This is a genomic window from Paenibacillus sp. FSL L8-0502, assembly GCF_038593055.1.
Lineage (GTDB): Bacteria > Bacillota > Bacilli > Paenibacillales > Paenibacillaceae > Paenibacillus > Paenibacillus polymyxa_D.
The window spans coordinates 3,383,826-3,404,543 of record NZ_CP151958.1; the positions used below are offsets into that span (position 1 = coordinate 3,383,826).

Annotated in this window: 23 protein-coding genes; 1 reads left to right on the plus strand and 22 read right to left on the minus strand. The window is 46.8% G+C overall.

What is annotated here, in order from left to right; translation table 11 throughout:
* Nucleotides 1-22: 22 nt before the first annotated feature.
* The 14 genes from trpE to mtrB all read right to left on the minus strand — a co-directional run bounded on the left by trpE (nucleotide 23) and on the right by mtrB (nucleotide 12,260).
* Nucleotides 23-1,573 (minus strand): anthranilate synthase component I, encoded by a 1,551-nt coding sequence (gene trpE, locus NSQ57_RS14480; protein WP_029517340.1) that lies wholly within the window; start codon nucleotides 1,571-1,573, stop codon nucleotides 23-25.
* A gap of 507 nt (nucleotides 1,574-2,080) precedes the next feature.
* A complete protein-coding gene (gene aroH, locus NSQ57_RS14485) occupies nucleotides 2,081-2,455 on the minus strand; it encodes a chorismate mutase (RefSeq protein ID WP_069012693.1) in 375 nt (124 codons plus the stop codon).
* Nucleotides 2,456-2,457: 2 nt separating this feature from the next.
* Nucleotides 2,458-3,552, minus strand: coding sequence for a 3-dehydroquinate synthase (aroB, locus tag NSQ57_RS14490; protein ID WP_039271072.1), 1,095 nt, complete (start codon nucleotides 3,550-3,552; stop codon nucleotides 2,458-2,460).
* A 1-nt stretch (nucleotide 3,553) separates the two neighbouring features.
* Entirely contained in the window at nucleotides 3,554-4,723 is a 1,170-nt protein-coding gene (gene aroC / locus NSQ57_RS14495; protein ID WP_013310720.1) for a chorismate synthase, read from the minus strand.
* A 229-nt stretch (nucleotides 4,724-4,952) separates the two neighbouring features.
* Nucleotides 4,953-5,753 (minus strand): protein-glutamate O-methyltransferase CheR, encoded by an 801-nt coding sequence (locus NSQ57_RS14500; RefSeq protein ID WP_023989169.1) that lies wholly within the window; start codon nucleotides 5,751-5,753, stop codon nucleotides 4,953-4,955.
* 30 nt (nucleotides 5,754-5,783) lie between these two features.
* Nucleotides 5,784-6,227, minus strand: coding sequence for a nucleoside-diphosphate kinase (ndk, locus tag NSQ57_RS14505; protein WP_039271067.1), 444 nt, complete (start codon nucleotides 6,225-6,227; stop codon nucleotides 5,784-5,786).
* Between the two features lie 110 nt (nucleotides 6,228-6,337).
* Nucleotides 6,338-7,312, minus strand: coding sequence for a polyprenyl synthetase family protein (locus NSQ57_RS14510; RefSeq protein ID WP_029517336.1), 975 nt, complete (start codon nucleotides 7,310-7,312; stop codon nucleotides 6,338-6,340).
* On the minus strand, nucleotides 7,309-8,175 hold the full coding sequence (locus NSQ57_RS14515; RefSeq protein WP_029517335.1) for a menaquinone biosynthesis protein: 867 nt from the start codon (nucleotides 8,173-8,175) through the stop codon (nucleotides 7,309-7,311). The genes NSQ57_RS14510 and NSQ57_RS14515 overlap by 4 nt, the downstream gene beginning before the upstream one ends.
* Complete coding sequence (locus tag NSQ57_RS14520; RefSeq protein ID WP_342424974.1) at nucleotides 8,132-8,791, minus strand: flavin prenyltransferase UbiX; 660 nt, start codon at nucleotides 8,789-8,791, stop codon at nucleotides 8,132-8,134. The genes NSQ57_RS14515 and NSQ57_RS14520 overlap by 44 nt, the downstream gene beginning before the upstream one ends.
* Before the next feature lie 5 nt (nucleotides 8,792-8,796).
* Nucleotides 8,797-9,663 carry a UbiA-like polyprenyltransferase gene (locus NSQ57_RS14525; protein ID WP_029517333.1) on the minus strand — a complete coding sequence of 289 codons (867 nt, stop codon included), beginning with the start codon at nucleotides 9,661-9,663 and terminating at the stop codon, nucleotides 8,797-8,799.
* Nucleotides 9,656-10,384: a demethylmenaquinone methyltransferase gene (locus NSQ57_RS14530; RefSeq protein WP_039271329.1), complete on the minus strand. Its 729-nt coding sequence runs from the start codon at nucleotides 10,382-10,384 to the stop codon at nucleotides 9,656-9,658. Before NSQ57_RS14530 ends, NSQ57_RS14525 begins: the two co-directional genes overlap by 8 nt.
* Before the next feature lie 9 nt (nucleotides 10,385-10,393).
* A complete protein-coding gene (locus tag NSQ57_RS14535; RefSeq protein WP_342424975.1) occupies nucleotides 10,394-11,263 on the minus strand; it encodes a heptaprenyl diphosphate synthase component 1 in 870 nt (289 codons plus the stop codon).
* Between the two features lie 116 nt (nucleotides 11,264-11,379).
* Nucleotides 11,380-11,931 carry a hypothetical protein gene (locus NSQ57_RS14540; protein ID WP_029517330.1) on the minus strand — a complete coding sequence of 184 codons (552 nt, stop codon included), beginning with the start codon at nucleotides 11,929-11,931 and terminating at the stop codon, nucleotides 11,380-11,382.
* A 98-nt stretch (nucleotides 11,932-12,029) separates the two neighbouring features.
* Nucleotides 12,030-12,260: a trp RNA-binding attenuation protein MtrB gene (mtrB, locus tag NSQ57_RS14545; protein ID WP_013310730.1), complete on the minus strand. Its 231-nt coding sequence runs from the start codon at nucleotides 12,258-12,260 to the stop codon at nucleotides 12,030-12,032.
* A gap of 156 nt (nucleotides 12,261-12,416) precedes the next feature.
* On the opposite strand from mtrB, the gene NSQ57_RS14550 reads away from it, so the two are divergent.
* On the plus strand, nucleotides 12,417-12,590 hold the full coding sequence (locus NSQ57_RS14550; RefSeq protein WP_165146994.1) for a hypothetical protein: 174 nt from the start codon (nucleotides 12,417-12,419) through the stop codon (nucleotides 12,588-12,590).
* Between the two features lie 71 nt (nucleotides 12,591-12,661).
* Here NSQ57_RS14550 and NSQ57_RS14555 read toward each other — a convergent pair whose 3' ends face one another.
* From NSQ57_RS14555 to NSQ57_RS14590, 8 genes are all read right to left on the minus strand, one after another.
* Entirely contained in the window at nucleotides 12,662-12,934 is a 273-nt protein-coding gene (locus NSQ57_RS14555; RefSeq protein WP_013310732.1) for an HU family DNA-binding protein, read from the minus strand.
* Nucleotides 12,935-13,181: 247 nt separating this feature from the next.
* Nucleotides 13,182-14,168, minus strand: a complete 987-nt coding sequence (locus NSQ57_RS14560; RefSeq protein ID WP_029517329.1) for an ABC transporter permease — start codon at nucleotides 14,166-14,168, stop codon at nucleotides 13,182-13,184.
* Nucleotides 14,165-15,682 carry a sugar ABC transporter ATP-binding protein gene (locus tag NSQ57_RS14565; RefSeq protein ID WP_165147000.1) on the minus strand — a complete coding sequence of 506 codons (1,518 nt, stop codon included), beginning with the start codon at nucleotides 15,680-15,682 and terminating at the stop codon, nucleotides 14,165-14,167. The genes NSQ57_RS14560 and NSQ57_RS14565 overlap by 4 nt, the downstream gene beginning before the upstream one ends.
* A gap of 66 nt (nucleotides 15,683-15,748) precedes the next feature.
* Entirely contained in the window at nucleotides 15,749-16,864 is a 1,116-nt protein-coding gene (locus tag NSQ57_RS14570; RefSeq protein ID WP_340885733.1) for a sugar ABC transporter substrate-binding protein, read from the minus strand.
* A 429-nt stretch (nucleotides 16,865-17,293) separates the two neighbouring features.
* Nucleotides 17,294-18,772: a stage IV sporulation protein A gene (spoIVA, locus tag NSQ57_RS14575; protein ID WP_029517326.1), complete on the minus strand. Its 1,479-nt coding sequence runs from the start codon at nucleotides 18,770-18,772 to the stop codon at nucleotides 17,294-17,296.
* A 420-nt stretch (nucleotides 18,773-19,192) separates the two neighbouring features.
* On the minus strand, nucleotides 19,193-19,543 hold the full coding sequence (locus tag NSQ57_RS14580) for a 2Fe-2S iron-sulfur cluster-binding protein (RefSeq protein WP_029517325.1): 351 nt from the start codon (nucleotides 19,541-19,543) through the stop codon (nucleotides 19,193-19,195).
* A gap of 39 nt (nucleotides 19,544-19,582) precedes the next feature.
* Complete coding sequence (locus NSQ57_RS14585; RefSeq protein WP_340932495.1) at nucleotides 19,583-20,233, minus strand: hypothetical protein; 651 nt, start codon at nucleotides 20,231-20,233, stop codon at nucleotides 19,583-19,585.
* A gap of 177 nt (nucleotides 20,234-20,410) precedes the next feature.
* Nucleotides 20,411-20,686: a stage VI sporulation protein F gene (locus NSQ57_RS14590; protein ID WP_013310741.1), complete on the minus strand. Its 276-nt coding sequence runs from the start codon at nucleotides 20,684-20,686 to the stop codon at nucleotides 20,411-20,413.
* Between the last annotated feature and the right edge of the window lie 32 nt (nucleotides 20,687-20,718).

The following is a 20,718-nucleotide window of genomic DNA, read 5'->3' on the forward strand; positions in this document are numbered from 1 at the left end:
CTCAAAATCAGATTTTTGCGTGTTATGGAGTGTACAAATAATCCTGGTTGATGACGCTGTTATAGGGCTGTGTCGTTGCCGGGAACATCACTTCTGCCGTGCGGATTGCCTTCAGCAATGCCTTTGCTTTGTTCACCGTCTCCTGATACTCGCTTTCCGGAACTGAGTCCCACACAATTCCAGCGCCTGCCTGGACATAAGCCCGGTTCTTTTTAAACACAATCGTGCGAATCGTAATGCAAGCGTCCATATTGCCCGAGAAGCCCAAATATCCAATTGCCCCTGCATAGGGTCCACGTGCTTCCCGCTCCAACTCAGCAATAATCTCCATGGCCCGCAGCTTTGGTGCCCCTGATACGGTGCCGGCTGGCAGACAAGACAGGAAGGCATCGAAGAAATCTTTGTCCTCACGTAGCTCACCCGACACATTGGAAACAATGTGCATGACATGGGAATAGCGTTCAATCTCCATAAACGTATCGCATTTGACTGTGCCAAACTGTGATACACGGCCTAAATCATTTCTTCCCAAATCGACCAGCATCAGATGTTCTGCACGCTCTTTTTCATCGTTTAACAGTTCTTCAGCAAGTGCCACATCTTCTGTCTCTGTTACCCCACGCGGTCTCGTTCCTGCAATAGGACGGGTTTCTACCCGGCCGTTTTCCACCTTGACGAGTGCCTCAGGCGAAGTGCCTACGATGATCTCGTCATCCATTTTCAAATAATACATATATGGCGACGGGTTCATCGTGCGCAGCACGCGGTATACCTGTAAAGGAGAGGCCTCTGTATCAATGTGAAAACGCTGGGATAGTACAACCTGAAAAATATCACCGGAGCGGATATACTCCTTCGCCTGCTCTACGTTTGATATAAACTGTTCCTTCGTCACATTGGATTGAATCTCACCCAGTTCCACATCATCTGGAATGGAGGCCGATCCTAATCGCTCAGGCTGAGGCTGCTTGCGCAGATACTGTGCCGTTTCCTCCAACTTGCGTTCCACATCAGCATAAGCAGCTCGAATATCCTCATCGCGGAACCCTTCGCCTACATGAACATTGCCAACCAGCAAAATTTGCTGTTTCACATGATCAAAGACAATGACTTGATCGCAGAACATAAAACGAATATCATCCATATTCAAATCATCTACCGAGTGCTCTGGCAGCTTTTCATAGTATTGAAGCAGGTCATATCCAAAAAATCCGATAGCCCCGCCTGTAAATGGAGGCATTTCTTTCAGTTTCGGACTGCGGTATTTACGTAGCAATGCTTTGAGCGCTTCAATCGGCTTGTCGTTTAATATTTGCCGTTTACCGTGTTGTTCCAATATCAAACGTCCTTTTTTACCCGAGACCATTAGAAACGGGTCTGTACCGATGAACGAATGTCGCGCCCACTGCTCGCCTCCCTCTACACTCTCTAGCAGAAAGGCACGGTCCCGCTCGGCATACCGACGGAAAATCCGAATCGGCGTCTCCATATCAGCCAGCACTTTTTTGTACACAGGAATCAGGTTAAATTCACTCGCCATCGTTATCACTTGCTCCACATGCGGCGTTAACATGAGATCACTTCCTTTCCAAATTGGCGCAGAACCAAAGGAGAGAATATAAGAAAAACGTCTATCGACGTACCTTCACGGAGGCCAGACCGCGTGTAGCGGAAGTTTTTCTTGCGATTATAGAATTGTTCAGCTCCGCTGAAAATTTTATAAATTCTATAATCGTAAAAAAGCCTCTACCGGTAAGGTAGAGGCTGTCAGTTATTGAAATTATAAGAATGCTCCATATGTAAAATGACTACAGCAAATTGATAAGTATACACTCATCCCTTTGGTTTAACCGCGCAGGTTGCCTCAAATAAGCTTCTCTGTAGAAGAATATCTCTTCATAGACAAAAGCTTACCCGCTACCGCCGATCTCTGTAATCTCATATGGAATTGGCTAAGGCTGCACTCTTCTCATCTCAACTCTGTCTCTGGCTAACTCTACTCTACTCTACTTAACTCTGCTACACACACTATATCTCATGGGATGTTACTTTGGCAACCATCAACTTAAAAAACAGGCACTTATTTCCCTTGGGAAGCTAGATCCGGTCTTAAGGCCTGCGCTCCGTTCAAATATACATGTTTCATTTCCCGCTGGGATTTATCAGTGTTCACCTGTACCATCAGACGGATGCACTTGGGCAAACTACCTGCCACAGGAACTTCTAATGCACACATGAGCGGAACCATATCCCAGCCATCAAGCTGACGAATGGCCTTGGCTGGAAAGGCAGTATCCAGATCATGAGTCACCGTAATCCATACGTTACTAATATCCTCTGGCTGAATTTCATTGTAGGATACAATTTCCTCCAGTAGTTGGCTTGTTGCTTCCAAAATTTCATTTTCTTCATTATTCGCTACGGTCGTCGCGCCACGAATTCCACGATTGTACATCGTTACACCCCCTCTTTTAACTGTTCAATAACTCTTCGGATGTAAGAGACGGAAATATCCTTCACAACCTCCACGTGCCCGATGCTACGTGGGACGACAAAAGTAATGCTGCCTTCTTTGAACTTTTTGTCATGCATCATCGCGTCCAGCAACCGATCTGTATCGAGATGTGACGGAAGGGAGGTCGGTAGCCGTAGTGAAGACAACATATCCTTCGTTGCATCTACCAAAGAAGGATCTGCCCCCAGCTTCACGCCCAAAAGTGCGGAGCCGACCATTCCAATCGAAATGGCTTCCCCGTGTAAAAACTCACCATATCCCGCAATAGCTTCAATCGCATGACCAATCGTATGACCTAGGTTTAAAATAGCGCGCAAATCATTTTCTCGTTCATCGCGTGACACCACTTCGGCTTTAATGGAACATCCCTTTTCCAGACCGTACTCCAGAGCTGTCGCATCCAGTGCAAGCAAATCAGTCGCATGGTCACGGCACCACTGGGCGAAATCAGCATCCCAGATCAAGCCGTGCTTGATCATTTCAGCAAGCCCCGCAGATACCTCACGAGGAGGCAGTGTAGACAACGTATCTACGTCATACAACACAAGTTCCGGTTGATGGAAAGCTCCTATCATATTCTTCGCCAAAGGATGGTTGATGCCGACCTTACCGCCCACGCTACTGTCATGGGCCAGAATCGTAGTGGGGATCTGTACAAACTTGACACCTCTCATATAAGAAGCTGCCACAAATCCAGCCAAATCACCCACGACACCACCCCCAAGTGCAATAACGGCTGAATTGCGATCCAAGCCGCCCTCAATGGCTGCTGTTATGACCTGCTCAAATACAGCAAGCGACTTGGAGGTTTCACCTGGCTTAACGACAAAGGACACTGTCTTGTAGCCAGATGCCTGAAGATTGCTCTCCAATGTTGCCAAGTAGAATCCCGCTACATTTTCGTCAGAAACAATCAACAACGGGCTTTTTTGCGCAATTCCTCGTTCCTTCAACAACTCTCCGGCTCGATATAACAGTCCTCGTCCAATATGAATAGGATAAGAACGTTCGCCAAGCTGTACCGTCAGCGTACTCATTTTAGTACCGCCCCAATTGTTCTTCGTAGGATGCAATATTCGCACGAATCTCTTCAATCGAATCCCCGCCGAATTTTTCTAGCAAAGCTTTTGCAATCTCCCAAGCTACCACATGCTCCATAACTACGCTAGCCGCAGGTACTGCACATGCATCCGAACGCTCAACCTGTGCAGTGAACGCCTCCTTCGTATCAATGTCGACGCTTTGCAGAGGCTTGTAGAGTGTGGGGATCGGCTTCATTACGCCACGAACCACAACTGGCATTCCATTCGTCATGCCCCCCTCAAAGCCGCCCAAACGATTGGTACGACGGTGATATCCACGTTCCTCATCATATAGAATCTCGTCATGCACCTGTGAACCGCGCAACTCTCCTGCTTCAAAACCGATGCCGATTTCCACGCCTTTAAATGCATTAATCGACATGACGCCTTGTGCGATACGTGCATCCAGCTTCCGATCATACTGTACATGACTGCCCAGACCAATCGGAACACCTTCTACAATACATTCCACTACCCCACCGACTGAATCACCTTCTTGCTTGATCAGATCAATATATGCTTCCATTTTCTTTTCGGTTTCTGGATCGGTTACTCTCACCGAGGAAGCTTCTGTCACCGCAATCAGCTCATCAATCGGCAAATCGCGGTAAGGAGCTTCGATTTCCCCAATACGAATGACCTGACCTGCCACCTTGATTCCGAACTCAGCCAGCAATTGACGAGCCAAACCGCCGCATGCCACACGAATTGCTGTTTCACGTGCGCTGGAGCGCTCCAGCACGTTACGAAGATCCTTCAGGTTGTATTTCATTCCGCCATTCAAATCCGCATGACCCGGACGTGGCCGGTGAACCCGACGCTTTTCTTCATCACTGCCTTCAATAGGTTCAATATTCATAATGTTCTGCCAGTGCTTCCAATCGTTATTTTCCACAACCAGCGCAATCGGTGCACCCGTGGTGTATCCGTGACGTACGCCTCCAGCAATCTTCGCCGTATCTTTTTCAATCTGCATACGCCGACCCCGTCCATATCCTTTCTGACGACGGTGCAGCTGAAAATTCAATTCCTCAAAATCCAATTTTAAATTGCTCGGCATACCCTCTACAATGGCAGTTAGCTGGGGACCATGCGTTTCCCCCGCGGTTAAATAACGTAAACTCATGACGCGTTCCCCCTTTAAACTGTTAAACTGTGCATCGCTAAAATCTTTAACTGTGCTTCATTATAGTATACGCACCTTTCTTTGACAAGAAAAGCCACGTGTATGCAGATAAACAAAAACACGCCTCTTAGCCAAAGGGGCTAAAGGACGTGCTTTGCTAATAAGCCAACCATCAATTACTCAAAGATATAAATAAGTCCCTATAAAACTTTGGATGATGTTTGCAGGCTTATGCTTTTTTGCGATAAAAAAAGGTTTCCGTCGATTCCAGACCATATTGGTTAGGAGAAAAGATTTGCTCTGTGCTACCGACAAACAATACTCCGCCGGGACGAAGACTGGCTGCAAACTTTTGATACAACGTATGTTTGGCCTCTTCTGTAAAATAAATCATTACATTTCGACAGATAATGAGATCATAGCCATCCTCAAACCGATCCAGCAGCAAGTTTTGCTTTTGAAATTTCACGGCTTGTTTCAAACGGTCATCAATTCGATACATCGCACCATCCGGCTTAAAATATTTGCTAGCTACCTGCTCAGGCACATCCTTGAGCGAACGCTCCAAATATTTGCCTTCCTTGGCTTTTGCCAATGCACCATCATCAATGTCGGAAGCCGTAATGGAGCAATTCCCCAAAATACCTTTACCGTCGAGAACCATAGCCAAGCTATAAGGCTCTTCACCAGTCGAGCAGGCCGCACTCCACAGCTTAAGCTTCTGCTTCCCCACAAGCAGTTGTGGCAAGATTGTATCTCGCAGCACTTCCCACCGATTGGGATTACGCCAAAATTCCGAAACATTGATCGTCATCCGATCCAGAAATTCATAGAATAGAGGTTTTTCCTTCATCATGGCATCATAAAAAGAAACAAAACTGGGAAACCCGTTTTTGTTGCGAAGCGTAGTTAACCGCCTTTTCATCTGTGCTTCTTTGTATTGTGCAAGATCAATACCTGTGCTGTCCTTGATTTTGCGGATAAACGCTGTGTAATCGGGGTCCGTCTGACCCAGTTCCATATCCGTCATGCTACCATCCTTCTTCATACGTAATTAAACTTACATCCAGGTCGCCACACTTTTTTCATACCGAACGGATTCTTCCGGCATGAAAAAATTTGCAATCTCGCGCTCTGCGCTCTCCGGTGAATCTGAACCATGAATGAGGTTAAACGGTGTATGTGCTGCAAAGTCTCCACGAATTGTGCCCGGAAGAGCTTCGGTTACTTGTGTTTTACCAATCAACAAGCGAGAAAGCGTAACGATGTTATCCCCTTCCCATACCATAGCAAACACAGGGCCTGATGTGATAAAACCTACAAGCTCTTCAAAAAAAGGCTTGCCCACATGCTCCGCATAATGCCGTTCTGCCTGTTCTCTTGATACTTGTACAAGCTTGCCAGCCGCCATTTTAAAGCCTTTGTCTTCCAGACGACTAATGATACGTCCAATCAACCCACGTTGTACACCATCCGGTTTAACCATCAAAAAAGTACGATCCATCGGCTCACTCCCAATCCAATCTAATGTATTTATACAGTACTAAACTGTATTGTAACAGAAAGCTTGGAACTGGTTAAAGCATTTTGTCACAGCAAACCCAAAACACAACTTTAGTAGGAGCGGCGTGTTACAAAATGAGCAATATCGCGTAGCGTCTTTTTTGTTTTGACATCTGGTAGTAAGTCCAGCGCGTTTAGCGCTTTATTAATATATCGGTCGGCGAGAATTTCAGCTTTAGCGATTCCTTCACTTTTTTTGATTATATCCACCGCTTTGCGTGCGTCTCCTAGCCCATCTCCATCCTGAATGCGGCGGATTTCAGCCAGTAGATCTGCACGCAACTCAGGCTGTTCGAGCGCATAAATCACCGGAAGCGTAATATTCCCCTGTCTCATATCGCTGCCCGGCGGCTTTCCGATCTTTTTTTCTGTTCCGCACAGATCAAGCAGATCATCCTGAATTTGAAAAGCCATACCTACGTTATAGCCGTAGCTGTACAGCAGGGAATTGACACTTTCCTGTGCCTCTGCAGCCATAGCTCCCAGCTGGCAACTAACCGCAATTAATAAAGCCGTTTTGCGCCGTATGCGAAGCAAATAATTACGCACACTCTGATCCACATTAAAAAAATCACGAATTTGTTCCATTTCACCAATGGACATCTGCACCAGCGCTTTAGACAGTACCCGGTGAATGTCGGGATTCGGCAATCCAGCAGCAATAGACAGCGCACGTGCATATATGTAGTCTCCGGTGTACATAGCCACCCGATTGTCCCATTTGGACTTCACGGTGGGTTGACCGCGTCTCATTTCCGCATCGTCAATCACATCGTCGTGAACGAGAGAGGCAGAATGAATCAATTCCAGAGGTACCGCTATACGCTTGAGCTTGTCCAGATCATATTCTCCAAACTTGCCTCCCAGCAATACAAATACGGGACGCAAACGCTTGCCCCCTGCTTTAAGCAGATGAAGCGACGTATCATTAATCAACGGCTCCGTACTATCGATACTGCGGTACAACTCTTCTTCTATAAAGTTCATATCCTTCTTTAATAAACCGAACAAATCCAATCGTTTCATTCTTTCACCCGTGTCAGCGTATTGTCACTCCAGAGAAGCGGCTTTACTCGTCGGTCAAGCAGCCCCAGTTCATGCGCATACTGAAAGTAAAGCTCTAAACCTTGTTGTTGCTTCTCTCCAAAATCATAACACAGATTAGTAAAGTAGCGCTCCCAATAATCTCGCAGACCTCCAATTTCCTCGCATGCTTCAGAAATAACAGACGTCAAGTCCGACAGACTACGCTGCTTGCTTGCGCGGAACGCACTCGCAGTTTCAGCCACCGCTGCGGGATTTTGAGCAGCAACAGCACGTCGTACTGCCCATACAGCAAAAGTCATACTGTAGCCCGTCCAGCGCTTCCACTCTTCTCCGAGGTCCGTAACATACAGACCTTCGTTTCGCCAAGATGCCTTAATCGCGTGATCTCCAATCAGTAGCCCCGCATCTGCCTGTTCCAGCATCAAGTCAAGATCCGGTTCACAGTCAAAATAGGAAGGCTGACCTTCCCATGCCTTTTGCATCAAAATTTTCAACAAATTCACGGATGTAGCAGACGTATTTGTTAGTGCAATGGTTCCGTTTTTGATTTCGTCCAGCGGCTTGCGTGAAAATAGTAAAATGGATTGCACAGGACCATCTGCACTGACGGATAAATCCGGCAACAGTAGCATTTCCTCAGCACCGGATGCATACGCAAAGGAGGACATCGCACTGATATCCAAACTCCCATTCAACATACCTTGATTCAATTCAGCCGGAACTTTAGAAACCATCTCCGCCGAATGGAGAAGCTCAGAAGGATTAAAATAATGAAAAATAGGCCAAGCGTTTGTATATTTAATTTTTCCGATTGTGATTGTCTTGGTGTCCGGTGTCGGCATCGGAATCCCCCCATCTCGTAAACAGTTGATGTTCTATACGCAAGCTGTCCAATACTTTGCCTACGAGGAACAGCACAATATCATCCAGCGTCTTCGGATGAAAGTAAAAAGCCGGCATGGCCGGAATCATTTTGACGCCAAGTCTCGCAAGCTTAAGCATGTTTTCCAAATGAATGGCATGTAGAGGCGTCTCACGAGGTACAAGGATCAGCGGACGACCTTCCTTCATCATCACGTCCGCTGCCCTCGCCATGAGATTGTCGGACGAACCGTGTGCTACTGCTGACAACGTCCCCATCGAGCATGGCATGATAATCATCGCATCCACCAAATAAGAGCCGCTCGCAATCGAAGCTCCAATATCTGTGAACGGATGGTATACAAGAGAACCGGGACGGCCTCCGAATTGTTCATTCAAAGCCCCTTCCCGGCCAGTTACATTCCAGCCCAACTCCTCTTTCAACACCCGCCAGCCAGCATTAGACACGATCAGGTGAACTGTGTATTGCAAGTCCAGCAGAGTCTCTACCAGTCGCACACCATAAATGCTTCCGCTCGCGCCTGTAATGCCAATAACGATTCGTTTGCCTTGATGTTCGCTCACCTGATTATTCATTAGTATTAACGCACCACCAAATCAATCAGTGTAAAGGCAAATACGACAGTGCTAAGTACACCGTTCATAGTAAAGAATGCCGTCTGCAAACGACTCAAATCTTTTGGAGATACGATATAGTGCTCATAAAATAAAATAATGTACGAAATAATCATGCCCGCCAGATACCACCAGCTTAAATCTGCAATAAAGAACAGTACAATAAATCCGATCGCCGTAATGACGTGGAATGCCCGAGCGATGTTCAATGCACCTGCTACACCAAAACGGGCAGGAATAGAATAAACTCCTTCGTTTTGGTCAAAATCTATATCCTGACAAGCATAAATAACATCAAATCCAGCCGTCCAAAATGCGATCGTTAGATACAGAACGATAGCGGTCAAATCTATTTGTCCCGTTACTGCAACCCACGCGCCTAGTGGCGCCAAACCAATGGTCAGACCAAGTACAATATGGCAAAGCCAAGTGAAACGCTTGGTGTAAGAGTAAAAAACGAGCATAAAAAAGGCCAGCGGAAACAGCTTGAACGCCAGCGGACTTAACTTGAATGATGCCCAGAATAACAACACCAGACTGACGATAATGAAAATTACCACTTCGCTTGATTTAAGCAACCCTGCCGGGATAGCGCGTCCTGCTGTGCGCGGATTTTTCCCATCAATCACCCGGTCGATCATACGATTGAAGCCAAAAGCAGCGCTGCGTGCGCCAACCATAGCTAGCAGGATCCAGCCGATCTGCGGCCACGAGGGAAGGTTGCCTGTCACGACAACTGACCCCAATACAGCCCCCATGAATGCAAATGGGAGCGCAAATAACGTATGTTCAATTTTAATCATTTCCAAAAAAATAGCAATTTTCTTAAACATGCTGACTCTCCTTGATTCCAATGTGCAATGCCGCAATGCCTCCGGTGAGAGAATGAGCCTGAACATCCTTCAATCCGACTTCACGGAAGATGCCAGCCAACTCATCCCTTCCTGGAAAAAGCGCCAACGAATCAGGGAGCCATTTATACTGCTCATAACGTTTGGCGAACAATTTGCCGAGCATGGGCAAGATGTGTTGAAAATATGTGTAGTAAATTCCCTTGAACGGCTGCCAAGTAGGTTTGGACAATTCTAGACATACGACCTGCCCGCCAGGTTTGACGACTCGTTGCATCTCCTGTAACACGTGGCGCAGATCAGGTACGTTGCGCAGACCGAAACCAATCGTTGCATAATCAAATGAATTATCTTCAAAAGGCAGTTCCATCGCGTTGCCCTGAACAAGCTTAATTTGCTTTTCACGGGATTCTGATATAATTTTACGCTCGCCAACATTGAGCATGTTCTGACTAAAATCGAGTCCTACGATGTGACCACTTTCACTTGCTCGCGCCATCGCAAGCGTCCAGTCACATGTACCACAGCAAAGATCAATTGCCGTATCGCCACGACGCATGTTCATTTTTTTCATCGTAAATTTCCGCCAAGCCTTATGTCTGCGAAAGCTCAGTATATCGTTCATCAAATCGTATTTACCTGCTATGCTTTCAAACACGCCATGAACGAATTGCTCTTTCGGCTTGGTGTCGCTTGATCCCATCACGTTCACCTAACCTTCCCTCACAACTGGGTGCGGACTATTTAGCAGCTTTAGGAAAGGCTCAAGCATGCGTTCAAATCCCTCGATCCCTGTATTTTGATCATCTGACAGGATCTGCCGGATGTGTGTAACTGCCGTGCGAAGCTTGTCCAGTATCGCATCCTCGGCTTTGTATTTCAGAACAAGCTTACGCCATGCTTCAGTGTCAGTACCACTCTCTGAAAGCAACGCTTGCTCGTTCCGGTCCCCGTTACCATAAATATGCCAGAACATATATCCGAAACGGGACTTGTCCGGTTCTGTCCGCTTACCCCATTCCTCCACCAAGGTATCACAGAGGGCAAATTTGTTGAGAAGCTGCTTCCAAATTTCCTGATCCTGTTCTGCTACAAGTGAAGTGAATGATAAAAAAAGCTCCTTTTTGAAACGAACCATCTGAGTTAAATACTGAGTTGCATCCAGGCGGAATTGCTTCATTCCCCAGTACAGACTCATTTTCCCTGCGTTCACTTCACATACAGCATCACTCAGCTTCGAAATGGCCGTAATGCGGCCTGCCAGTGCAAGCAGCTGATAAAAACGACTGCTAAAATAGTCCCCAGCTAACACTTTCAGCTGTCTGGAACGCATCTCCTCCGGGCTCCGTATACCGGATAAAGTATCAATCATATCATGCGTATCCAGCCCCATCTGCACAAGTGAGGTTACCAATGCGTACAGTTCGTCCTCACTGGCATGCAGCTCCTGCGCATTCCGGTTCAAAAACACAAACATCAAACGGGTACGGCTGTCAGGAAAAGCCGGCATTTCCGTATGTTGTTGAATCATGTCGTATTCCACATATTTCCTTGCTAATTGGGGTACGCGATACGGTTTCATCCTAAGCCTCCGAGACATGACTTTCTGCTATACTCAAATAATTGCAATGCCTTATATTATATCACAATTTAAAATGATTCGCGACTAAAGTACTGTAGGTCCACCGGCAGAAACATCTAATCTGTATATACACCGTTAAACCTGTTTTGCCACATGGGCGTTACTGTAATGCGGAAACGGGATTTCAAATCCTCTGGCAATTCCGCGCCTTCCCGGCTTCTCAGCTGTTCCAATGCCTCGTTCGTCCACTCGTTCCGGCGTATATCGGATGCAAGCAGCAAATGACGTTCTCCTGACCATTCGTCCTGCGTCACCACCCGAAGCAGCAATTGCCGCACATTCGTCGTTCCGTAAAAGCTAAAAGCGGCAATCTCCGCCATGTTTTGATAAATCTCTAGCGGGGCAGTTTCTTCCTTGGACAGTTTGACATCCAGGGTCAGGACTGAATGTTCCCAGCTTGCGCTTGCAATCGGTGTAGTCAACGGTAGCTCATTCAGCGTATCCACCAGATTGTCATCTGACAGCAGCACCCGTTGCTGAGGCGAAATCGTCGCCTGTGTCTCACGAACTGCTGCGGTTCCTGAGTCCAGCACTTGTAAAGACGGCAGCAACACAGCTGCTGCGATGGTTATGAGAATGGAGCCACCGAATACAATCCAAGGTTTCATCAGAGCCTCCCCTGACCTCTACCTCATAATGTGGGTTTGCTACGGTAAAGGTCCTCACTCTCATTCTACAACAAAAAAAAGCAGGCTATGCCTGCATTTTAATCCTCCGTATCTACTACCCCGTGCTTGGTCATCACAACGGCTTTGCCGCGAATTTTAATAGCAGAAGTATGATCCGTAAATTGGACAATCAGTACCTCGCCCTTGTCCAATTTTTCTGAATGATGCAAGCGTGTATCCTGGCCTCTGGTCAAACCAAAAACCTGACATCCGTTGCTTTTCGCTTTAATTACGACGTACTCACTGCTACCCGTCACGTTATCTTCCATATCCTTTTCCTCCCTGAGAGCCGAAGCTATACTTTTTATGATGGAGATTCAAGCTTGTTTTGTCAACTACATGCTTCCCGTGCTCCTGCAATAATTAGCATGTCCCGAGCCATACTATCCGTGCAGTCCCATCTATTAAAGAAAGGAACGGATCTGATGAAAAACTACCTTCCCGCCAATCTCAGTCCTGCCCAAATCGAAAGGCTTCAACAGCTGGAGCATGAATTTGCCGAGCTAACAGGTGAACCCCTAGTGCTGATCGCTTATGCCTCGCGAAACGGCAGGGCAGCTTCCTCTTCTCCAGTCCATAGCACCCCTACCACGAAGTAAACAGGACAAAAAGAAAAGGCCGTGAATCAAATTCACGGTCTTTTCAGCGCATTGGGAATATGTAAGAAATCTTATTTAATTCCGTCTTTAAGCGCTTTACCCGGTTTAAATGCCGGAATTTTGCTCGCAGGGATTTCGATTTCTTCTCCTGTTTGCGGGTTACGTCCTTTACGTGCGGAACGTTCACGAACCTCAAAGTTCCCGAAACCTACCAGTTGCACTTTATCTCCGCTTTGCAACGCTCCAGAGATCGCCTCAAATACTGCATCGATTGCTTTGGTTACGTCCTTCTTGGACAATTCAGTGCTTTCAGAAACCTGATTGATCAAATCCGTTTTATTCAACATATTCACCTCCCAATTCAAGTGTAGTCCAGCATTTAGGTTATCGGTGTTAATGACCGATATGAGGTCGCCTGTATAAAATAACCCGGGCGGCGTACTGCCTTCCATAATGTTATCATCTGTTTCCGTTTCGTCGTTAAATATACATAGAATATACCTAACCTCCGCAATATAGGCCGAAACTGGCGTTTTATGGCACCCTGCTTGCGTGGAACAAGGTTTATAGTAATACAGTCCACAGACAATTTCAAGTACGACGACGGTTTAACACATAAAAAGTAACGGCCAGCGCAAGTACCAGCACTACTCCTTTGACAATATCATGGGCGAAATATTGCACATTCATCATCGTTAGTCCATTAACCAACACACCGATCAAAACTGCACCAATAAATGTACCAATGACATTGGGTTTACCAGCACCAAAGACCGAAAAACCGACGAATACTGCAGCTACCGCTTCCATGAGCAAGGGGGAACCCGCGTCAATTTGGCCTGAGCCTACGCGCGAGGCATACAAAATACCGGCAATCGCCGCAAATACACCTGAAGCAACATAGGCCAGAGTACGGACTTTTTTTACCCGTATACCCGACAGACGAGCAGCTTCCTTATTTCCACCCGTTACATACATTTGACGCCCATGCTTTGTATAAGTCAAGAAAACATGCACCGCCGCCACAGCCAGCAACAGTAAAATAACCGAAATCGGGATACCCAACCATTTACCTTGCCCAAGCAAAAGAAATGCAGGAGATATCTCCCCCGGCGCCTTGCTACCATCGGGAAACTGCATATGATTATATATGGTATAGCCCTGTGCGTACGTTTTGTGAATCCCGCTTACAATATACATGATTGCAAGGGTTGCGAGCAAATCAGGAATACGTAGTTTAATGATCAATAATGAATTCAACAGTCCTACCAAAGCGCCGACAATCAGAGACACAATAATGACCACCGCAACAGGCTGCTCATACCAGACCATTAAAGAAGCGGCAACGACCGTTGTCAAAGATACTGTAGCTCCCACCGACAGGTCAAAACCGTCCACGATAAGTGACAATGTCACACCAATGGCAACGAAAGTCACAATGGCAATCGAGCCAAGAATGTCCATTAAATTATCATAAGTCCAGAAATAAGGTAATGTAGATGAAAAAAACGCCAACACACCTATAATGACAACTACGGCACCGTAACGAAATGAGACGTTTAACCATTTTTCCTTCATGAATGCACCTCTTCACCCCCGCTGGCATACAACAGAAGCTGTTCCTGTTCCACTTCGCCCCGAGCAAATTCCTTTATAATTTTGCCATCATACATCACTGCAATCCGATCACCAATGCCAATCCCTTCAGCAAATTCACAGGTTAGATAAATGATCGCTTTTCCTTGCTCCGCCAACTCACCAATGATACGAAAAATATCACTTTTTGCCCCTATATCTACACCCTTGGTTGGCTCGTCAAAAACAAATACATCCGCTCCGGAATGCAGCCATTTCCCAATAGCAACCTTTTGCTGATTCCCGCCACTTAAATATTTAACATTCTGACGGAGCGATGGTGTCTTAATACCGAGAGAGGCGACAATCCCATTACCGTTATTTCGTTCTTTACGCCGACTGATGAAACCAAGGACACTCAGTTTGCCCAAAAGCGGAAGACTAAGGTTTCTTTCCACACTCTCCTCAATTAGCACCCCCTGCTTCCGTCGCTCCTCGGGTATGGACACAATTCCTTGAGCTACCGCATCCGCTGGTTCTCTCAATCGAATGGAGCGACCTTTAAAGGTCAGCTCTCCCTTATCCGGCTTGTCTGCTCCTGTAAGAAGTCGTGACAACTCTGTCTTGCCTGCACCAACCAAACCTACAATAGAGAGAATTTCACCACATCGGACCTGTACATCAATGCCGTGCACTCGTAATCCTTTGTGAAGCCCTTTCGCTTCCAATACCGTTTCACCAATCGGTACCTCTGTTTTTGGGAATTCCTCCTCAAATGTTTTCCCAAGCATATGCGTAACGATGTCGCCTACACTTAAATCAGACGCAGGTCCCGTGAACACGCGCTCACCATCACGCATCACCGTAACACGGTCACTGTGTTCGATAACCTCCGGCAATCGGTGTGTGATGAGGATACATGCAACTCCCTCATCCTTGAGTGTATGGATTGTGCGGAACAAACGTCGCGTTTCTTCTTCGCTGAGCGGCGCCGTAGGCTCGTCAAAAATGATGGCATTGGCTTGCTGTGTCAGAATGCGTGATATAAGTACAAGCTGTTTTTCTGCCAACGTCAATTCAGACACATATCGTCGCACGTCAATATCTATCTCCAGACGTGCTAATGCCTCACGCGCTCGTCTGCGCATAGAAACCGGTGCAGTCCACCATCGACCATCAGGGGCTGACAAATCGTCCATTACAATATTTTCAGCAACAGTTAACTGTGGTACAAGCGCTGAATCGACCTCCTGATACACACAGTGAATTCCCGCTCTTTTGGCCTCCCACGGTGAACTAATGTTCAGTTCCTTGCCACCAACTACGATAGCTCCCTGATCGGAATGATACGCACCGGACAGAATCTTCATCAATGTACTTTTCCCTGCCCCGTTGGCGCCCAGCAGAGCGTGAATCTCGCCACCCTGCACTGTAAAATCCACGGCTCGCAGCGCATCTACACCAGCAAACTGTTTGCTAATTTTCTTCATTTCCAATGTATATACTTGTGAACTCATGGTGCCCCCTCACGCCTGCTTAAGATAAAAGCGCGCCGAAGCGCGCCTTTGCGTTATGCAAACATTTTATTTGGACGTTTCATATTCCTTCATCCAATCCTTATAGCCCTGTTCGCTTTGGCCCCAGCCCTTCACATATTGGGACAGCTCGGATGTGGAAATTTGCTTATCCGGCAACGCTTCGCGTTGCACATATACAGCCTTCAGTACGACTTTCTCCTCCGGATTATCCCCATGCAGCTTCTGATATGCATAGCGCACTTGTACGCGCCCGATATCTGTTGGATCTACGGCTGCCGAGGCCACCCAAGGATTTTTCGGGTCTTGGATCATTTGCAAGTCCTCGTCGCTCATGTCAATGCCGTAGACTTTAATTTCCGTACGTCCCGCTTGTTGGATGGCACGTGCTGCGCCTTTGGCAAATTCATCCCATGCCGCCCAGACGGCTGTAATTTCGCCCTTAGGATATTGCTTTAATACAGCTTCCATTTTGGCTTGCGTATCCAACGCAGGATTCTGAGCCGAACCAAAAGTCGCAATTTCTTTAATATCCGGATTGGATTTCAAAAATGCACCATAAGCAACCTGACGACGTTCCATCGGCGCAAATCCGGCAACCCATACTTTCACAATGTTGCCTTTGCCACCGATATCCTTCTTCATTTGCTCCAGCGTTAGCTCAGCCATGCTTTGGTCATCCTGTGAGAGCACTACCGCACCCGGAACATTGACGGCAGCATCGAACACGATAACTGGAATATTGCGGGAAACTGCTTTTTTCAACCCTGTTTCCAGTAATGCATCACCGTGATCAGTCAAAATGACATCAAACTGCTGGTTAATCGCACTATCAAGCAGAGAAGCCATTTTAGCCTTATCGTTATCTGCCACAAACTTAGTCAGCGTACCGCCAAATTTTTTAACTTCCTCTTCCACACCTTGAACATACTGTTGCGAAAATGTGCCCGTGTTAAACTCCATGATCAACGCAACCCGTTTACCCTTTAGATTTAAGTTGTCCGTTTTTTCGTTTGTTGTATTCGATTCCGCAGTGCTTGTCCCTTGAGTGCCGCTCTCTGTTTTCGGCACGCCACATGCAGTGACCAGCAAAACCAGCACCAGTAGCATGATACCTCCCAGTCCTAGCTTTTTGTGTCTTTGGAACTCTTTTTGGATATCCATGATTTCATTTCCCCCTCGTTCAACCACAAAATGATTCAAATTTGATACTTAATATATCGCTTTAAACCAAGTATGTAAATAGGTTTTATGAAATATAGAAAAATTTCTGTTTTATAGGCCAGAACACAAAAATCAACCGTCCCCGATTGAATACCGGAAAACGGTTGCTGTTTAAATGTAAAATCAAGGCGGAGCCTAGCTCTCTACTTGTGAAACTCATTAATCGGATTGTTATATTTGAACCTACATCCTGCTACGAGAAACGAAAAGCTCAATAAAAACAGAGGTAGTCTAGGACTTTATTTTCTCGTCCATGGCTACCCCTGTCTGGTTTTGGAGGTCAGTCTAATATTTTGTTTTTGCGAACCGTAGAGAGCAAATTGCTCTCCACGGTATTTCTCTTATACATTTTTTAGGTGTGGCTTACCCTTAAAGAATAATAGCAATGAGACCGCCGGAGCCTTCATTAATGATACGACCCAGCGTTTCCTGCAGCTTATAGCGTGCATTGTCCGGCATCATGGCGATTTTACCCTGAATGCCTTCCCGTACAATGGAATGCAGCGAACGTCCGAAAATGTCTGACTCCCAAATTTTGATTGGGTCATTCTCAAAATCTTGCATCAGATAGCGCATAAGCTCTTCACTTTGCTTCTCTGTTCCGATAATCGGAGCAAATTCCGATTCCACATCGACACGAATCATGTGTATAGAAGGTGCTGTCGCCTTGAGCCGCACACCAAACCTTGTACCCTGACGAATCAACTGCGGATCGTCTAGTGCCATCTCAGATAACGACGGCGCGGCAATGCCATATCCCGTTGTCTTGACCATTTCCAGCGCCTCGGCGAAGCGGTCGTACTCTCGTTTGGCATGGGCAAAATCCTGCATCATTTGCAGCAAATGATCCTTGCCACGAATCTCTACCCCGACGACTTCGACCAAAATCTGGTCATACAGCTCATCGGGAGCATACAGATCAATTTCAGCTACGCCCTGCCCCATATTCATCCCGCTCAATCCGGCCCTGTCGATGAATTCATATTCCATAAACTGGCCAACCACTCGATCTACATCACGCAGGCGTCGAATATCTTTAACCGTATCGCGAACGGAATTTTCATAATTGCTACGCAGCCAGTGCTCTTCGTTCAGTACCATGACCCAGCTCGGCAGGTTTACATTCACCTCATGCACCGGAAATTCATACAATACTTCACGAAGTACGCCTGTAACATCATCTTCCGTCATCGTCGCCGCGCTGAGTGTCATAACTGGTATATCGTACTTGGCAGCCAGCTCACCGCGAAGCTGGAGTGTTTCATCACTGCGAGGATGCGTGGAGTTGATAACCAAAACAAATGGTTTGCCAACTTCCTTCAACTCCTCAATGACGCGTTCCTCCGACTCTACATAAGAGCTGCGCGGGATTTCCGCAATCGTGCCGTCTGTAGTGACTACCACACCGAGCGTCGAATGCTCCTGAATAACCTTGCGTGTACCAATTTCTGCCGCTTCCTGAAAAGGAATGGGTTCTTCGAACCATGGTGTGGAGATCATCCTCGGACCATTTTCATCCTCGTACCCTTTTGCTCCTTCTACTGCATATCCTACACAGTCAACCAGACGTACATTCACATCCAGTCCTTCCGTTACTTTGATCTGGACGGCATTATTCGGTACGAATTTAGGCTCCGTCGTCATGATCGTCTTGCCTGCCGCACTTTGCGGCAACTCGTCTACGGCGCGGGCACGGTCCGCCTCACTTGTAATGTTTGGCAGAACAATCGTCTCCATAAACCGCTTGATAAACGTTGATTTTCCTGTTCGGACTGCGCCGACGACCCCAAGATAAATGTCTCCTCCGGTACGTTCGGCAATGTCTTTAAAAATGTCTACTTTCTCCAATGAAATCCCCTCCTAAAAAGTCTCCGAAGGAAAAATGCTTAAAGAGCATCCGCTTCGTGTTCAACCAACTGCTTGATCCCAGATGCGGCAGAACAGCCTTTAAAATGCCCGGAAGTCGTCCGCCGCCGAGATTCAGGAGACTGATGGAATCGGCGAAACGGCGTAAACTCGTACATGCATTTGGACTGATACCATCATATGTATCCCCTCCGTAAAATATGTTTAGTTTTTTGAAAAATAGATTACGACAGAGCGATCATTGCAGAAACGATATTTTACGTTTGGTTCCACTCACCTAATATATGCGGGGCAGGACTCTCCCATGACTTCGTCGCTAGATTAAATAAAAAAAGGATGTTTCTCCTGACCGTTTAGAGTCGTCGGAAACATCCTTTTTCTATTCTCCTGATATAATCGGCATTACCACAGTTCATCATCCAGCGCCTGACGCTCCAGTTGCCGTCTGATAGCCGCCTTGAGCCTATCCTCCGGTATGGTTACCTCCATATCGCCTTGGACACGTGCCTGGCAGGATAAGCGCATTCCTTCATCCAGTAAAGGCCCCAGCTTACGCTGCTCTGCATCTCTGGGTTGGTCTGCAAATTCAGCCCATTCCGGTGATATTTGTACCTTACACATCAGACAGGCTGCTTTTCCGTCACAACGAGTGGGGATATATACACCCGCTTTACGAGCAGCCTGAAGCAATGACGTACCCTGACCGACCTGTACGCGCCTACCTGACGGCCTAAACGTAATCTGCACATTCATGAATAGTCCTCCAGTTGTCTTTCTCCTAACACACACAACTTATACTTCATTGCCCATCTGGATGACGGAGTGCAACTCTGGCCAAGGCAGAAGTTCTACAAGCTTGTCCAATTGCTCCTCATTCCAAATATTACTGACTAGTAGCTGCTTCAGTACAATTATATGACGTCGCGGGTCGCGCTTCATGACTTCTGCAATCGCTTTATATCGGTCGGGTCGATTTCGCAATATATTGAATAAAAGTTCATGACTGAGCGGCATCAGACGCAGTGAAGCACTCCCCAGCTCAAGCTGAACACCAGCCGACCAAAGTAGTCGCTCGATCTCTAAGCGGTATAACGCTCCGTCACATAATACTTCAAATCCCCCCACCAACTCGACTGGAAATCCCTCCAGATCATAGTGGCTCAGCAATGAAACGTAAGAGCCGCTACGATCAACCTGCTGTCGATCTATACTCATACCCAGGGGGTGCGCATGAAGTTGCTTTGCTGCATGAATATCCGCATAAATATCAATGTCCCGAGGCAGGCGATCCAGTTCAACTTCATGTACAAGTAGTGAACAACTCCCGCCTAGCATCCACGGAACCGACACTGTTGACCAGTTCTCAGCCAAGCTACTCAGCGCAACTGCCAGATTGTGAGGAAGCCTGTCTACTAACACCGATGATATTGCCTCCTTCAACATTGTTTCCTCCTTTGCTGTCTTTCCTTCCGTTTCCTGATGGGCATCATTATAACATGTTCGACAGGGCAGTTCGATATTTTGTGTACTGTAAAAGCGGTTACCCACTCCAAAATATAAAAAAACCGCGAACCTTCCCGGTCCACGGTGAATAATACTAACTGGCGTGCGGCCAGCGGTCTATTTTTTCATCATCATTTTCATCAACGCTTCCATATTGGAAGGATTCATTCCGCTCTTTTTGACGGCACCAACAATATCCCTTACTGTATCTTCCGACACCGGAATGTTGGCCATCGCAGACACTTGCTTGATAAGCTGACGCAGTTGCGCTTCGCTTTGAAGCGTGTCCGCCTTTACCGTGCCTGCCAGCTTTTTCACTGCATTTTCGGATATGTTTTTGCCGCCTTTTTTGTTAATGGCCTTCAATGCATCTTTCGGAAAGTTTTTATTCATAATCTCCCCTCCTCCGCCATTGCTCAACTCAG

Bases quoted from the DNA above. Each gene is read 5' to 3' on its own strand.
- trpE (WP_029517340.1), bottom strand. From the start codon at position 1,573: ATGTTAACGCCGCATGTGGAGCAAGTGATAACGATGGCGAGTGAATTT.
- aroH (WP_069012693.1), bottom strand. From the start codon at position 2,455: ATGTACAATCGTGGAATTCGTGGCGCGACGACCGTAGCGAATAATGAA.
- aroB (WP_039271072.1), bottom strand. From the start codon at position 3,552: ATGAGTACGCTGACGGTACAGCTTGGCGAACGTTCTTATCCTATTCAT.
- aroC (WP_013310720.1), bottom strand. From the start codon at position 4,723: ATGAGTTTACGTTATTTAACCGCGGGGGAAACGCATGGTCCCCAGCTA.
- NSQ57_RS14500 (WP_023989169.1), bottom strand. From the start codon at position 5,753: ATGACGGATATGGAACTGGGTCAGACGGACCCCGATTACACAGCGTTT.
- ndk (WP_039271067.1), bottom strand. From the start codon at position 6,227: ATGGATCGTACTTTTTTGATGGTTAAACCGGATGGTGTACAACGTGGG.
- NSQ57_RS14510 (WP_029517336.1), bottom strand. From the start codon at position 7,312: ATGAAACGATTGGATTTGTTCGGTTTATTAAAGAAGGATATGAACTTT.
- NSQ57_RS14515 (WP_029517335.1), bottom strand. From the start codon at position 8,175: ATGCCGACACCGGACACCAAGACAATCACAATCGGAAAAATTAAATAT.
- NSQ57_RS14520 (WP_342424974.1), bottom strand. From the start codon at position 8,791: ATGAATAATCAGGTGAGCGAACATCAAGGCAAACGAATCGTTATTGGC.
- NSQ57_RS14525 (WP_029517333.1), bottom strand. From the start codon at position 9,663: ATGTTTAAGAAAATTGCTATTTTTTTGGAAATGATTAAAATTGAACAT.
- NSQ57_RS14530 (WP_039271329.1), bottom strand. From the start codon at position 10,384: ATGGGATCAAGCGACACCAAGCCGAAAGAGCAATTCGTTCATGGCGTG.
- NSQ57_RS14535 (WP_342424975.1), bottom strand. From the start codon at position 11,263: ATGAAACCGTATCGCGTACCCCAATTAGCAAGGAAATATGTGGAATAC.
- NSQ57_RS14540 (WP_029517330.1), bottom strand. From the start codon at position 11,931: ATGAAACCTTGGATTGTATTCGGTGGCTCCATTCTCATAACCATCGCA.
- mtrB (WP_013310730.1), bottom strand. From the start codon at position 12,260: ATGGAAGATAACGTGACGGGTAGCAGTGAGTACGTCGTAATTAAAGCG.
- NSQ57_RS14550 (WP_165146994.1), top strand. From the start codon at position 12,417: ATGAAAAACTACCTTCCCGCCAATCTCAGTCCTGCCCAAATCGAAAGG.
- NSQ57_RS14560 (WP_029517329.1), bottom strand. From the start codon at position 14,168: ATGAAGGAAAAATGGTTAAACGTCTCATTTCGTTACGGTGCCGTAGTT.
- NSQ57_RS14565 (WP_165147000.1), bottom strand. From the start codon at position 15,682: ATGAGTTCACAAGTATATACATTGGAAATGAAGAAAATTAGCAAACAG.
- NSQ57_RS14570 (WP_340885733.1), bottom strand. From the start codon at position 16,864: ATGGATATCCAAAAAGAGTTCCAAAGACACAAAAAGCTAGGACTGGGA.
- NSQ57_RS14580 (WP_029517325.1), bottom strand. From the start codon at position 19,543: ATGAATGTGCAGATTACGTTTAGGCCGTCAGGTAGGCGCGTACAGGTC.
- NSQ57_RS14585 (WP_340932495.1), bottom strand. From the start codon at position 20,233: ATGTTGAAGGAGGCAATATCATCGGTGTTAGTAGACAGGCTTCCTCAC.
- NSQ57_RS14590 (WP_013310741.1), bottom strand. From the start codon at position 20,686: ATGAATAAAAACTTTCCGAAAGATGCATTGAAGGCCATTAACAAAAAA.